Origin of the sequence: Halanaerobium congolense, from assembly GCF_004366375.1 — a bacterium.
In the GTDB taxonomy this organism is placed as follows: Bacteria; Bacillota; Halanaerobiia; order Halanaerobiales; family Halanaerobiaceae; genus Halanaerobium; species Halanaerobium congolense.
This window is the reverse complement of sequence record NZ_SOEF01000048.1, coordinates 1-14,145: the sequence shown is the minus strand read 5'-3', so window position 1 is coordinate 14,145 and position 14,145 is coordinate 1. Positions and strand designations below refer to the sequence as shown.

The following is a 14,145-nucleotide window of genomic DNA, read 5'->3' as shown; positions in this document are numbered from 1 at the left end:
GAACTTCTAACAATGACAATTGCAGATTATGAAAATGCCAATCAAAAAATTGAACTTTTAAGAGATAAAATAGAAAATATTTTAGTTCAAAATCCAGGTCTGCTTTTATTATCTGCACCTGAAATTGGTGTTGTAACAGCCGCAGAATTCAGTGCTGAAATGGGTCCAGTCACTCAATATGATTATGCAGGGCAGGTCATTAAAACAGCTGGAACCAATCCCCTGGTTAAAGAATCAGGTGGTAAAAAAGCAAGATATGGCTCTATCAGCAAACAGGGTAATCCACAGTTTAGACATATAGTTTATCTGATAGGACGAAATTTAGCTATTGGAAAAACAAATCTATATTTCAAATCTTATGCAGACAGATTAAGAAAAAAGAACAAAAATTCAAAAAAGATATATATTGCAGTTGGTAATAAATTTATTAAAGTAGCCTTTGCTATGTTAAGAGATCACAAATTATTTGATCCTCCCATGTGGAAAGGCGAATCGTTAACCAGTAATATTTTTGATAAAATTGATAGCCCAGAAAACAAAGAAATTGCTTTAAAAACACTGGAAAATTATCTGGGCGTTAATTCTTCAAAGTTAGCTGGTTAATTACAAATATATTTTGTTCATCAAATAAATTAGTTTATCTATCTATGTCGAGGGGATATCGAAATGTCCTTGAGGATAACCATAACCTCGTCATTTAGCGTGATACCCCTCGCCTTCATAAATGCGGATTAAGTACGTTAAACTTAAAAAGTTAGAATTAACGCCAGGTTGCATCAATGTGATAAAAAAAGCGAGGACCTCTCAGACAAAACAACTAATTTGTTAGTGATCTTAAATATCATATGGTTTCTTGTTAGGTTGTTGCCATAATTTTACATTAAGGTAAGATGGGTATCTCTGTGCATTTTTTCTAAAAAACTATTGACAATTATACGCTAAATATAAATTTATAAAGTTTATATGATTTTTTGTAATTTATAATTATTCTCACTGGAGTCTTAAAGAGCTGGTGAGATTTATGTTTTGCAATTTCGGTAATTTTGCATATAAAAACAAAAATGTATTAATTAATACATTTAATTGACAATAATGTATTATTAGTGTATCGTTAAAGTATAATAATTGATCATAAGAAAGGATGATCATATGTCAGATTATCAACCGCAGAAAACTTTTTGTCCTGAGTGTCGAAAGGAAGTTGAGTATCAAATTGAAGATTCAGTAGAAAAAAAAGAAGTACGTGGTCTGGAGTTTGAATATACCGCTGAAAGAGCTTATTGTAATGAGTGTGGAGCTGAAATTTTTATTCCTAAACTTCATGACCAGAATCTGCAGAAGATAGACCATGCTTATAGAGAAAAAGCAGGAATTGTTAAGGTTCCTGAAATTAAAGAGATAGTAGAACAGTATAATACAGGTAAAAGACCATTATCATTACTTTTGGGCTGGGGAGAGACTACATTAACCCGGTATTTGGATGGGGATATACCTTCCAAAAGTTATTCTGAAACTTTAAAAAAAGTCAAAGATGATTATGGTTATCTGAGACAGTTAGCAGAAGAAAATAAAGATAAGGTTTCAGTTAAAGCTTTTTCTGGTCTAATGGAAGCTATAAAAGATTTGCAGAATAATGAGCTGAAGACAGAAAAAAAGATTGATAGTGTAATTAAATATCTACTTAAAGAATTAGGTGAGGTAACACCTTTAGCACTGCAGAAGTTACTTTATTATAGTCAGGGGTTTTATAAAACATTTTATGATAAGTTTTTATTTGATAATGATTGTGAGGCCTGGGTACATGGACCGGTTTATAAAGAAATTTATTTTAAATATAGAGATTATGGCTATAACCCTATAGAAGATGAAAGTATTGAATTTGAAAATATTAATCTAACAGAAGCAGAAGAAGAACTTTTGGATAGTGTTATTGATAATTTTGGCTGTTATAGTGCTAAAACACTTGAAAAAATGACCCACTCTGAAAGACCATGGAGATTAACCAGAAAAAATTTAAAGCCGGAAGAAAAAAGTAATGAGATAATAAGAAAAAATCTTATAGAAGATTATTTTAAGGATGTTAATAATAAGTATCAGATGTTGAATGTGGAAGATATAAATGATTATAGTGAAGAATTATTTGTTAAAATAAAATAGTCCTGATAATTAATTTAGTTGATGATGCTGTCTATGATCATGCTTTAAAATTTGAGGATGGAGATATTTTTCATCAAACTCAAACTGCTCATAAGGAATTGGGTTTCATTAAAAGTTCAGATGTTAATGAATCTTTTAATGTTTGGATCCCTTTTCACTTTCTTCCGGCAGCTGAAAGTGATGATGTTCGATTAATGACAAAGCCGGAATCTACAACTGTTAATTTTTTGAAAGAGGATATTATGAAATCAGGTAATAAAAATAATATTTTATATCGATTAGGAATTTTTCTCCATCTTTACGCTGACACTTACAGTCACCAGGACTTTAAAGGTTTTTATGATAGATATAATTTGGTAGAATTATTAGATGGGGTTGAACATCTTTCAAACAAAGATAAATTAAAAAAATTGGCAACAGAAATAATTCCTGGTGTTTTACCTATGGTCATGCCCTTTCAATAAAAAATCCTGATATTCCCTATGCCAGCTGGAAATATGGCAGAAACTCGCAGGTAGTGGAAGTTAATAACCTGGAGGAGCGTTTTCTTCCTGCTGCTAAAATATTTTTATTTTCTTGAGAAAATTCTTATTGGAAAATGATGAATTTGGCTCGGTAGTTGAGGATGAAATTTTAGAGTTTCGTTTATCAGAGCTTAAAGAAACTTTAAAATTTAGAGGATCATTGGAAGAAAGATATAAGAACTGGTTAAATAAAATTTAAAATAATTATTTTGAATTTAAGGATTTTGATAGTATCGATGAAAATTTGAATTATAATGACCGTGAATGGTTTAAAGATGCTGTAGAAGTAAAAAAATGTCCAAAATTTTCTATAGAAGGATTAAAGCAAAGAGCGTATAATTATAATAAATTTTATAAAAAAGATAATTTTGATAATGCTGACTGGACTTTATACATGAAAGCAGCTGCAGAGCATAAGTATAAAGTGATACATGAAATTTTACCGCAGGCTAGGTTAAATGTAGGATAACCTCTGCTAAACAAAACTTGATATTTACATTTTTTTACAGTATAATAAAGTTAACAAATATCGGAGGTGTTTAAATGTCCTATCATATTTTGCGTTATGGTACGAATGCTGATAAAAAGTTTATAGATCAAAATAATAAGTATTATGATTTGTTAGCTATTAATGGTAATATGCTTGCTTATACACCGGGAGCGCTGGCAGGTTTTATCAGAAAAAATTTATTAAATGAATCAGATAAAGGTTTTTTTATTGATCCTATTACACATAGTTTTCAACACAGCCTGGATAAAATAAAATCCTACAGTAAAAAAGAAAAGAAACAGACACTAAAAAAATCTATTGAAAACTTAATTGATTATTATGGTGAGCCCTTAATAACACATATAAAGACTCCGGAAAATTCAGAAAAAGAAGATGAAAAAGGAAGACCGGTAAGAGCAGTAGATTTTAATGATCATAAAGAAAGCTTTTGTGAAAATGTCATCGATTTTCAGTTAAATGAAATAAAGAAAAAAAATAAGGAAAAAGGATTTTTAAAGTACCTAGATGCAGATGATCAGAGATTAAATGATTTTGAACCTGATTTTATAACCCCTCCGTATTTTTATTTAAATGAAATGAGTTATGAAGAATGGCTGGAATTAAATATCGAATTTGCTGAAATAGCTGTGGGAAAATATCCAGAGAGAGATATTTTCGTTCAGCTTGTAGTTTCTGATGATATATTTATATCCCAAAAAATGCGCGATGCGATTATTGAAAAATATTCTACTCTTGATGTGAAAGGGGTTTTACTCTGGATAGATGATTTTAACGAGCATCAGGCTTCTAAAAGCAAATTAGAAGTTTATTTCAATTTCATAAAAGAATTGAGCCAAAATAATCTTGAAATAATTAATTTATATGGCAGCTTTTTCTCAATAATGCTAACCGCGTTTGAAGATGAATTAAGTTTTTCTTTAGCGGGTGTTGGACACGGTATGGAATATGGGGAACATAGAGCAGTAGTTCCTGTTGGTGGTGGTATACCTTCTTCTAGATATTATTTTTATCCACTGCATAGACGTTTAAGGTTTCAAACAGCTTCAGAATACATTAAAAGTCATATTATAGATAAAGCTCAGAGTTCTAAAAAAGAAGATATTGCAGATTTATATTATACTGAAATCTGTGATTGTTCTAAATGCAAGCAAATAATAGGAAAAGATATTGATAACTTCTTTGAATTCGAAAGTACTGAAGTTTATGAATATGAAGTTAAAGGGGTTAAAAGACAGCGCAGTTATGCTGATCAGGAAACAAAAGAAAATTGTTTGATTCATTATCTGGAATCTAAAGTAGAAGAATTTGAAGAAGTTGAGGAACTGAATCTAAAAGATTTATTAACTTTAATTGATAATAATTATGATACATTTTTAAAATATGGACATCAGGATCAGGAAGAACTAAATTATTTAATTAAATGGAAAACAGTGTTAGAAAGTGGAATGAATTCAGATGACTAAAAAAATATTTATTTTAGGGGCTGGAGCATCCAGGCCAGCAGGTATTCCGATTCAATCAAATATGATTAATGAGATATTTTCATTAAATAAAGAACAACTTCAAAAAAAGAATAAAGAAGATTTAAGTTTTATTGATTCTAAAAATGATCTTTTCTCTCAATTTGCTTTGTTTAATAAAAGCAGAAAAATTTTTGCCCGATTTTTAATTAAAAATTTTGGTGATATGGATCTTAAAGAAAAAATATTTAAGATAGATAAAAATAGTGAACATGAAAACAGTAATTTAGAAAAAATATGGAGCCAAATATTCGATCAACTGATAGAAATTAATATTTCATTAGAGAATATATTTACTATTATTGATAAGGCAATTGGAGAAAACAGTTTTTTTCAAAATTACAGCATCAATGATCTCAAAAAAGTACAACTTGCTCTTGATAAATGTCTGATCTATATTTTATCTTATTATACCCCATCTGAGAATCATTTGTATGAAAAAATTTCTGAATATTTTGCAACTGAAGCCAATTCAGGAAATCAGCCTGTAATAATTTCTTTAAACTGGGATACAATTATAGATAATTTCTTATTTAATAAGACTTTTTCCGATGATATTATTGTAGATTACTGTACAGACTGTTATAATATTGATACAGGAAGAGTAATAAATAGAAAAAGTGAAAATAAGATTAAATTATTAAAATTACACGGTTCAATTAACTGGTTAATTTGTAGGAACTGTTTTAAATTATACGCTCAACATGATCAGATTCTAGCTTTATCAACTTTAATGGATAAAACTGATCAGAATAACTGCCATTTTTGCAGTGAATTGGAGCGCGCAAATGAACTTGAGAGTTCTATAATAACACCAACCTATATTAAAAATTTTGAAAACTTACATTATCAAAGAATCTGGCGGGATGCATTTAATGAGTTAGCAAAAGCTGATGAAGTAATTTTTATTGGTTATTCTTTTCCAGAAGCGGATTATGAATTAAGATATTTATTAAAAAAAGCTATAAAAAAGCAAACAAAGATAAAAGTGATTTTATATAAGACTGATAATCCTGAGTATTATAGTGATAAGATTAATAATCAAGATCTAGAATTTGTAAGGGGTAGACTTGAACTTCCAGAAAAAAGATACAGCTCTTTTTTTAATAAAAATAATTTGAAGTTTAACTATAAGGGCATAAAAGATTTTTTCCAAAAGGAGGAAGCAAAAAATGACTAAAAAATTAACTGGTAAAGATATTTTGCTCCTTCTGTTATATTTACCTGGTAAAACAGATAAGAAAAACGAGCCGATAATTGGTAGAACCAGATTAACTAAAATGATCTATATTTTTAATAAAGAACTGAAAAATAATTTTGATCATCTTGACGAATCTACTTTACCTGATTTTTTTGCTTATGATTATGGACCATTTTCTAAAGATTTATTAGATGATATACAATTTTTTGTTAATATTGATTTTGTAATTGAAAAAGTAGAGGAAATCCAGCAAACCACTGCTGATTATGAAGAGTCTGAATATAATTATAATGAAGAGATAGGTTTTGGCAATGTTAAATCTATGGAAAATGATCCTCCCAACTTATATTCTTATAGACTTGCAGAAAAGGGTATTGAATTTGTGGAGGAAAATATTTTAGAAAACATTTCAAAACAGCAAAAAGAGTATTTAACAAAGTTCAAAAGAAAAATTAATACACTATCTCTGGATTCAATTTTAAGTTATGTATATAATAAATATCCTAATGCAGCAGAAAACTCGCTGATTAGATCTGATTATATAGCAGAAGCAGGTGCTAAAAATGACTGAATATGAAATTGTAGAAGATTGTTATACTAAATTATTGAATATGGATAATATTAAAGAAGTACATTTAGAAATACCTTATATGTCAAAGGTTATTGATATGGTAATAATTGAAAATAACAATCGGATAATAACTATAGAGTTTAAGTTGCAAAACTGGAGAAAGGCTTTAAATCAGGCTAAAGTTCACAAATATGGAGCAGATGAGGCTTATATCTGTATGCCGGAGCCAAAACAGGGATTTAAAAAAGAATTTATAAAGTTGTTAAAAAAGAAAGGGATTGGACTTTTTAAATATGATTCAAAAAAGCAAATTCCTTTTGAAAAAATTGTGGATGCCAGAGAAGAAGCTAATAGATGGCAGCCGCGGATTGATCTTCTTAAAGAAATGATTGCAAAGGTTAAACTGGCTGCTCAGGAAAATGAAATAGCTGCCGTGTGAATGTAGGATGGTGAGATTATAATAAATCACTATGAAGGAACAGTGTTTAATACTCCTGCTAAAACTATAGTTAATACAGTAAACTGCGTTGGAGTAATGGGAGCAGGTATAGCCCTGGAATTTAAACTTAGATTTCTTGAAATGTATAAAGATTATAAAGATAAATGCAATAAGAATTTAGTTCGAATAGGCAGACCCTATATTTACAGTCATAGTGATGACTTATGGATACTAAATTTTCCAACAAAGAAACACTGGAGAAATAAGTCAGAAATAGAATGGATTGAAGCAGGTCTTAAATATTTTAGTAAAAATCATTCTAAAGTAGAAATGAAATCAGTTGCTTTTCCAAAATTGGGTACAAATAATGGCGGCTTAGACGGGGGATTAGTTAAGGATCTAATGGAAAAATATTTATCTGATCTGGATCTTGATATTTATATATGTTTAAATGAAAAAAATGAAGCTGATGGTACAGAAAAGAAAATGCTTGATCTTGTTAATAAAGCTGACCGTGAACATTTAATTAAAGAGGTTGGTATTAATGCAAAACAGGCGAAAATAATAGTAGATAAACAACCTGTTCACAGGTTTTGGCAGATAATTAATTTTAATGGGATAGGAAAAAAATCTTACGAAAAATTATTTAGATACTATTATCAATTAGCTAAAGGCAAAAAAAGAAAATTAGTTCAAATGGCTTTAGAGATGTAATTTGAATTTTTTTATAATATAATGTATGTTAGGTCACCGCGTCGTGACCATAGAGACTAAGTGATGCTTAGATTCGTGTTGGAGGGCTTATTAGTCCTCCGTTTTTGTTTAGATTAATTTGATAAAAATTTTATTATATAGAGAAAAATTAAGGAGATGATATTTATGGCTACTTCTTCTATTTTTGATAAATTTGTTATTGATTCAGATGAAAAATTAGAAATTCTATTAAAACCAGTTAATGAAAAAGAAAAATATAATGTCCCTAAAATTGATGTGGAGGAAGAAATGGCTAGGGGTGAGAAGATATTAGAGGAAATGTAATATTGCTGCAGCTCTTTTTTTAATAAAAATAATTTGAAGTTGCCGCTTTGCTATTTAGTGTGGGTTTTCATTGTTCTTTTATTTAATATAGCTGAATTTATTCATTTCAATCTCCAATTATGGTATACTTTACCTATACTATAACAGGAGATGATTTTAATGTTTAATAATATAGATTTATTCACCCAGGCTTTAGGAATAGAAGACCCATGGAAACTTGATAAAATAGATTTTAATAAAGATGATGGTCGATTGGATATTTACATTTCTCACAAAAGAGGCAGTAAATTTCCCTGTCCTGAGTGCGGTGAAAAATCACCTATCCATGATACTAAAGAAAGAACCTGGAGACATCTTAATTTCTTTCAGTACAGAGCCTATATTCATGCTAAAATGCCGAGAACCAAATGCAAGGACCATGGAGTGCTGCAGGTTAAAGCACCATGGGCTGAACCAGGTTCAGGATTTACAATGCTTTTTTAAACGTTCATTAAAAAGATCTGCTGTGATATGTCACCAGCCTTTATTAAAGGTGCTGCTGATAACTTTTCTCAGGCTAAGGGCACCTTTGATAAATTTCATGTAATGAAAGATCTTAGATTATCTTTGCAGGAATTCTGGAATATAGATGATCTCACAACAGCAGCAAGCTACCTGCAGGAATGGTATCTCTGAGCGATTCGCAGCCAGCTGGAACCAATGGTTGAGATAGGTCAATTTATTAATAGACACTGGCAGGGGATAATGAACTATATTGAAAGCCTTATTAACAATGGGATATTAGAGGGCTTAAACAGTATTATTCAAACCATAAAAAGAAAAGCCAGAGGGTTCAGGAATTTAAATAATTTCATGACAGATATATATTTAAAGTGTGGTAAACTTGAATTTGATTTACCTAAAGCATTCATTTAATATTAAAATTCATGCTAGCTTAAGGCTACATTTAAATTCCACGTCACCATTAATGTTAATATATGCCATTTGAGTTACTCACACTAAATAGCGAAGAGCCTTAAGATATAATAAAATAATAGAAAGAGAAAATGTAATTAGTTGGTCAATTCTTTTAGAATATATTTTAGTATTAAAAAAGTAATGAGGTATATTATAATAGCAAAGGGGGGATTGGGATGGCCACATCATCTTTTAATAAGGATTTCACCTTGAATACAAAGAAGGCTGTGGAGTCATTCGAGAGAATTATTTCCACTCCTAAAAAAGGTATTAAAATCAATAAAAATCTGGTATCAGCTGAAAAAGAGCGGCGAGGTGAGCAGAAGTTAAAACAAATATTATCTCGCTAAAACGACTAATAGAAATAAGTGATTTTAGTATATAACAAATAATCTGCCGAGCACAGAATTTGATTAAAATATTATTTTGAGATATAATTAATCTACGACTTTATATTTTAACTTGTAAAATTTATGCAGGTGATTTTTAACTTATGTTGAAATAAGAATTATAGGATATTATTATTAATATAGTTATTAGTTACTTTAATTGGGCAAACAAAGTTGTTATAATTAATTTAGTAAAATAACTTAGTAAGGATAAGATATGATATGGATTTAAATTTAAATATCTTTGATTATAATAAAACAGGTTATCATGGACATACACAGCCTGTAATAAATGAGATTATTCGAAGTGGTAAATTTAATCCATCTGATGGAGATTGGGAGTATCTGGGAACAGGTGTATACTTTTTTGAGGATGATATTTTACAAGCTGTAAGATGGTGTAAATATGCGAGAAAGTATGATCAGTGGTCTGTTATTAGAGCTAAAATAAAAACTGATAAATTATTGGATCTTTTAGATACCGCAAACTTTAATTCTTTCAAAGAATTTGCAACTTTGCTTAGGCGAAAATATAAAAGGATTGATGGTAGTAAAAAAATCACTTCAAAGCTTATTTTTAATTTTTTATATGAATTAGAAGAATATGATGCTGTTCGGCATATTTTTGTGGTTGGAGATAATCCAAAACCTGTCCAACCAACTGAAGTAACAAGAATGCAGGTTCAACTCTGTGTTAGAAATCAGGATTGTATAACTGATATTGAGGAGGTAGAAACAGATGGATACTAACGAATATTTCAATAGAGTTAGCGAAAAATTAGAGAATATGAGTGATGATGAATTTTTAGATTTATTAAAAAAATCTGGTATCGATGACTGTCCTCTGCGAGATGATGTAAAAGGAGAATATCAGTTATCGTCTGAGAATAAAAATAAGAATTCTTATAAGTATAGTTATAAGATGGAAAACACTATTAAAATCAGTGTTTCTGAAACAAAAGACAGCAATTTATTAAGGGCGTCATAATATGAAAAATGATATAACGAGTAATTTTTATTTTGACAATTATATAATAAAGAAAATAGACTTGGATTTTAATCAAAATTTTGAAAGTAAAGATCCTGTAAATTTGGAATTTGATTTAGATATTAATACCAGTATCGATCAACAGGAGCATACTGGTTGGACTCGGCTAGATATTTTGATCTGGGATGAAGCCGAAAAAAATAATTATCCTTTTACTTTGAGTATGCAAATACTTGGATTTTTTTCTGCAGATGAAGATATGAAAGCCGATGATTTTTTAACAATGTGTAAATATAATGGAGCCTCTATATTATTTCCGTTCTTAAGATCAGCAGTAGCTGATGTAACTAAATCAGCTAATATAACTCCTTTAACTTTACCGTTAATTAATGTAAAAAAATTTATAGATGACAAAAGCCAATAAAAAATTAAATAGCAAAGAATATCCACTCTCATCAGAGTTCTATAATCCTGATGGGAGTTTTTTGATTTCACTTCAACAAAGTCAATTAGTTGCAGCGCCAGTTTTAATTCTGCAATAATAGGGAATTTTTGTTTGCAACTTTCGGGAATACTACTTTGCAATTCCCGGTAATTTTAGTATACAACAAATATACAGTCTGGTTTATAGTATCATATGATAATTTATATTGATAAATCTTGTTAAAAGTTGTATAATAATTATGAAGTGATAATATTAACTCGGAAAGCAGGGAATTAGATTATGGCATTAGCAAATAAATCAGAAATTAATAATTTTTTATCCCGGATGCGAGAAGTTATAGGAAAGATTAATGGTTTTCATTTTGTAGATAGAGAAAAGAATTTAAATTCATTATATAAACACGGTTTAAAAATAGATATAGCAAAATTTTATATAGAAACTTTGGAAGTTAAAGATTATTGGAAGGGTCCTGAACCTGATGATAAAGAATTTAATAATTATGACTGGTGGTTTTTTGCCAGGGAAATCAATACTGTTCTTGGAAATACATTGTTTTACATAAAAATAAGGATTGAAACTAGAGGTAGAGAACAGGTTATCTGCTTATCTTTTCATGAAGCAGATTATCCTATTGATTTTCCCTACAAGTAATTGACTATAAAGCGAGGAGGGTTTTAAATGCAAGAATCAAAAGATATTGATAAATTATTTTGTGATAAATGTGATGACTTTGTAGAATATAATATTGAATCAATACAAGAGAGTCGCAATATATTAAACCAGGAAGAAATTGAAATAAATGCTAAAGTAGCTGTGTGTAAAAATTGCAAAGAAAAACTATTTAATGAAAAATTAGATATGGAAAACCAAAAAAGAGCATTTGATAAATTTAGAGAAAAGAAAAACATTTTATCTGTTAAAGAAATAAAAGATATTAGAAAAAAATACAAATTAACTCAGAAAGAAATAAGCAGACTATTAGGCTGGGGAGAAATAACTTATCATAGATATGAAAAAGGTTCTTTACCCGATCAAACCCATAATAATCAACTAAGGTTAATTAAAGAGCCATCTAATGTTAAAATTTTACTGGAAAATAATTCAGATAATCTCAGCAGTAAAACTATTAAAAAGCTGCGTAAAAGACTTGAAGAAATGATAGCTAATAAAAATAAAGTAGAAGTTACTTTACCGGAAGAATTATATAAACAAATCAAGATGAAGGCCAAAAAAGATAAAATGAATATATCTGAATATCTTCTCTTTTTAATAACTAAGGAAAATGCTGCTGATAAAGCTGAAAAAGAAATAAATAAATTGAAAAAAGAAATTCAAACGTCAATTTTAAGATATAAAACATCACCAGCAGCAGTTTGGAATCAGAAATCTATATCTGAAGAAAAAGTTAAATATAAAATTAAAAAGAAATAAAGTAAAATAAAATCTGTGTAATTTTTAGCTGAGAGGTGAATATCATGAGTTTTATTAATGTAGCTAGATATCCTAAGATAAATTTGATTAACATTGACTTCAATTATTTAGGGCTTGAAGACGAAGAAATAGGTCAAAAAAATATAGATCTTAAAATAGCAGATGAAGTTATTGTAAAAGATTATGATCAGAATTTTGTTTATTTGACCTTTATTAGAAAAGTGTTTTTTACGCCTGAAATATTTTATAATATCTTAGTAGAGCTAAATGTAAACTTTGAGCTTAATGAGGACTTTGCAGATGATTTAAATATGGATAATCTAGAAAGAGAAATTGAAGAAGAAAGAGAAATTCTTGCTCCGGTATTAGAAAAAGTATCTCTTTTGATCGGGAATATTACAAACATTGATGATGATTTAACTATAATCACTCCTCCTTTTTTTCAGGAAGATGAATAATAAGTCCATTTATTTTAATTCTATTGAGCAGTGTTTAATACTCCTGCTAAAACTATAGTTAATACAGTAAATTGGGTACAAATAATGGCGGCTTAGACTGGAAATTAGTTAAAGATCTAATGGAAAAATATTTATCTGATTTAGATCTTGATATTTATATATGTTTAAATGAGAAAAATGAAGCTGAAGGTACAGAAAAGAAAATGCTTGATCTTGTTAATAAAGCTGACCGTGAACATTTAATTAAAGAGGTTGGTATTAATGCAAAACAGGCCAAAAAAATAGTAGATAAGCAGCCTATTCAGAGGTTTTGGCAGATAAATAATTTTAATGGGATAGGAAAAAAATCTTACGAAAAGTTATTTAGATACTATTATCAATTAGCTAAAGGCAAAAAAAGAGAATTAGTTCAAATGGCTTTAGAGATTTGACATCCTCCCCGCCCATTAACATGAGCGAGGCTTTCAAGGCTAAAGTAGGTAATTTAAAATTTTTTATAATATAATGTATGTTAGGTCACCGCGTCGTGACCATAGAGACTAAGTGATGCTTAGATTCGTGTTGGAGGGCTTATTAGTCCTCCGTTTTTTTGTTTAGATTAATTTGATAAAACTATGGAGGAATTGAAAAGAGGTAAAGAGTTATTAAAACAACTATGATTCATTTAAAACATCGATAAATTGGTTTTTTTGTCGATTGTTTGAAAGCCCTGCGATAATAAAGTATAATTAAGTTGGTAAATATTTTCAGGATAATAACTATCTATTACGGCAGGAGGACTATCATTGTTTTTTAAAAGATTACTTGATATCATATTTTCATTAATTTTATCAGTTTTATTAGCACCATTTCTGCTTTTAATTGCTTTACTGATCAGACTGGAGTCCAAAGGAAGCCCCATATTTGCTCAAAAAAGGGTTGGACAGCACAGTAAACCCTTTACTATTTATAAGTTCAGAACAATGCGTATTAACACCCCAGATGTGCCTACAAACGAATTTAATGACAGGGATCATTATATAACTAAGATGGGCAAGTTTTTGCGGGTAACCAGTCTTGATGAATTACCACAGCTTTTTAATATTTTAAAAGGAGATATGAGCTTTGTGGGTCCAAGACCACCACTTTTTTCTCAATCAGAACTGGTAGTTAATCGTAAAGAGCATGGAGTCGATAAATTCAAACCGGGAATTACCGGCTGGGCTCAGATTAATGGTCGGGATGATATAGATGACGAGCAGAAATTTGAGTATGATCTCTACTATAAGCGGAATCATTCCCTAATGCTGGACTTTAAAATAGTTGTGATAACTTTTCTGCAGGTAATTAAACGGGAAGGTCTAATTGAGAATGGAGATTAGAATATTTAAGTATGCAACTTCTAGAAATGCTACTATGCAATTTTCGGTAGTTTTAGTATATAACTCAAACTTCGCACATAAATAACCCTTTTGCACCTTGAAATTTCAATATTTAGCAGAATTTAAGTAATGTGATTTTACTGTTTTAAGCAGAT

The 14,145-nt window shown here is 29.4% G+C and carries 23 protein-coding genes and 1 pseudogene; all 24 read left to right on the top strand.

The window, feature by feature from the left end:
- The coding region (locus tag C7954_RS12515; protein WP_134060180.1) for a transposase at positions 1–603 on the top strand (603 nt) is incomplete at its 5' end.
- Positions 604–1,149: 546 nt separating this feature from the next.
- Positions 1,150–2,157 carry a type II TA system antitoxin MqsA family protein gene (locus C7954_RS12510; RefSeq protein WP_110301250.1) on the top strand — a complete coding sequence of 336 codons (1,008 nt, stop codon included), beginning with the start codon at positions 1,150–1,152 and terminating at the stop codon, positions 2,155–2,157.
- Positions 2,154–2,621, top strand: coding sequence for a DUF6765 family protein (locus C7954_RS12505; RefSeq protein ID WP_338068544.1), 468 nt, complete (start codon positions 2,154–2,156; stop codon positions 2,619–2,621). Before C7954_RS12510 ends, C7954_RS12505 begins: the two co-directional genes overlap by 4 nt.
- Positions 2,558–2,737 carry a DUF6765 family protein gene (locus tag C7954_RS14200; protein WP_420841483.1) on the top strand — a complete coding sequence of 60 codons (180 nt, stop codon included), beginning with the start codon at positions 2,558–2,560 and terminating at the stop codon, positions 2,735–2,737. Before C7954_RS12505 ends, C7954_RS14200 begins: the two co-directional genes overlap by 64 nt.
- Positions 2,734–2,880 (top strand): hypothetical protein, encoded by a 147-nt coding sequence (locus tag C7954_RS13830; protein ID WP_208320696.1) that lies wholly within the window; start codon positions 2,734–2,736, stop codon positions 2,878–2,880. Before C7954_RS14200 ends, C7954_RS13830 begins: the two co-directional genes overlap by 4 nt.
- A gap of 45 nt (positions 2,881–2,925) precedes the next feature.
- Positions 2,926–3,150: a hypothetical protein gene (locus C7954_RS12500; protein ID WP_110301252.1), complete on the top strand. Its 225-nt coding sequence runs from the start codon at positions 2,926–2,928 to the stop codon at positions 3,148–3,150.
- A gap of 74 nt (positions 3,151–3,224) precedes the next feature.
- Positions 3,225–4,655: a hypothetical protein gene (locus C7954_RS12495; protein ID WP_134060178.1), complete on the top strand. Its 1,431-nt coding sequence runs from the start codon at positions 3,225–3,227 to the stop codon at positions 4,653–4,655.
- Entirely contained in the window at positions 4,648–5,892 is a 1,245-nt protein-coding gene (locus C7954_RS12490) for an SIR2 family protein (RefSeq protein WP_134060176.1), read from the top strand. Before C7954_RS12495 ends, C7954_RS12490 begins: the two co-directional genes overlap by 8 nt.
- On the top strand, positions 5,885–6,484 hold the full coding sequence (locus tag C7954_RS12485; protein ID WP_089655936.1) for a hypothetical protein: 600 nt from the start codon (positions 5,885–5,887) through the stop codon (positions 6,482–6,484). Before C7954_RS12490 ends, C7954_RS12485 begins: the two co-directional genes overlap by 8 nt.
- Positions 6,477–6,923 carry a hypothetical protein gene (locus tag C7954_RS12480; protein WP_089655937.1) on the top strand — a complete coding sequence of 149 codons (447 nt, stop codon included), beginning with the start codon at positions 6,477–6,479 and terminating at the stop codon, positions 6,921–6,923. The genes C7954_RS12485 and C7954_RS12480 overlap by 8 nt, the downstream gene beginning before the upstream one ends.
- A 42-nt stretch (positions 6,924–6,965) precedes the next feature.
- The gene (locus C7954_RS12475) at positions 6,966–7,637 is read left to right on the top strand and encodes a macro domain-containing protein (RefSeq protein WP_243833253.1); all 672 of its coding nucleotides are present in this window, start codon (positions 6,966–6,968) and stop codon (positions 7,635–7,637) included.
- A 165-nt stretch (positions 7,638–7,802) separates the two neighbouring features.
- Positions 7,803–7,961 carry a hypothetical protein gene (locus tag C7954_RS13745; RefSeq protein WP_159429283.1) on the top strand — a complete coding sequence of 53 codons (159 nt, stop codon included), beginning with the start codon at positions 7,803–7,805 and terminating at the stop codon, positions 7,959–7,961.
- A gap of 159 nt (positions 7,962–8,120) precedes the next feature.
- A pseudogene (locus C7954_RS13965) lies at positions 8,121–8,441 on the top strand (transposase family protein); the annotation flags it as partial.
- Between the two features lie 9 nt (positions 8,442–8,450).
- Positions 8,451–8,636 carry a transposase gene (locus tag C7954_RS13960; protein ID WP_338068543.1) on the top strand — a complete coding sequence of 62 codons (186 nt, stop codon included), beginning with the start codon at positions 8,451–8,453 and terminating at the stop codon, positions 8,634–8,636.
- Between the two features lie 3 nt (positions 8,637–8,639).
- Positions 8,640–8,876 carry a transposase gene (locus C7954_RS13955; RefSeq protein WP_338068542.1) on the top strand — a complete coding sequence of 79 codons (237 nt, stop codon included), beginning with the start codon at positions 8,640–8,642 and terminating at the stop codon, positions 8,874–8,876.
- A 218-nt stretch (positions 8,877–9,094) separates the two neighbouring features.
- Positions 9,095–9,268: a hypothetical protein gene (locus tag C7954_RS13740; protein ID WP_166635479.1), complete on the top strand. Its 174-nt coding sequence runs from the start codon at positions 9,095–9,097 to the stop codon at positions 9,266–9,268.
- Between the two features lie 261 nt (positions 9,269–9,529).
- Entirely contained in the window at positions 9,530–10,057 is a 528-nt protein-coding gene (locus C7954_RS12465; protein WP_089655939.1) for a hypothetical protein, read from the top strand.
- Complete coding sequence (locus C7954_RS12460; RefSeq protein ID WP_089655940.1) at positions 10,047–10,295, top strand: hypothetical protein; 249 nt, start codon at positions 10,047–10,049, stop codon at positions 10,293–10,295. Before C7954_RS12465 ends, C7954_RS12460 begins: the two co-directional genes overlap by 11 nt.
- A gap of 1 nt (position 10,296) precedes the next feature.
- Complete coding sequence (locus C7954_RS12455) at positions 10,297–10,719, top strand: protein-export chaperone SecB (protein WP_089655941.1); 423 nt, start codon at positions 10,297–10,299, stop codon at positions 10,717–10,719.
- A gap of 300 nt (positions 10,720–11,019) precedes the next feature.
- Complete coding sequence (locus C7954_RS12450; RefSeq protein WP_089655942.1) at positions 11,020–11,391, top strand: hypothetical protein; 372 nt, start codon at positions 11,020–11,022, stop codon at positions 11,389–11,391.
- Positions 11,392–11,418: 27 nt separating this feature from the next.
- The gene (locus tag C7954_RS12445; RefSeq protein WP_089723000.1) at positions 11,419–12,171 is read left to right on the top strand and encodes a type II TA system antitoxin MqsA family protein; all 753 of its coding nucleotides are present in this window, start codon (positions 11,419–11,421) and stop codon (positions 12,169–12,171) included.
- 44 nt (positions 12,172–12,215) lie between these two features.
- Positions 12,216–12,629, top strand: a complete 414-nt coding sequence (locus tag C7954_RS12440) for a hypothetical protein (RefSeq protein ID WP_089723001.1) — start codon at positions 12,216–12,218, stop codon at positions 12,627–12,629.
- A gap of 71 nt (positions 12,630–12,700) precedes the next feature.
- Complete coding sequence (locus tag C7954_RS12435; protein ID WP_180363602.1) at positions 12,701–13,060, top strand: ComEA family DNA-binding protein; 360 nt, start codon at positions 12,701–12,703, stop codon at positions 13,058–13,060.
- A 354-nt stretch (positions 13,061–13,414) separates the two neighbouring features.
- Positions 13,415–13,990 carry a sugar transferase gene (locus tag C7954_RS12430; RefSeq protein ID WP_089655945.1) on the top strand — a complete coding sequence of 192 codons (576 nt, stop codon included), beginning with the start codon at positions 13,415–13,417 and terminating at the stop codon, positions 13,988–13,990.
- Positions 13,991–14,145: the final 155 nt, after the last annotated feature.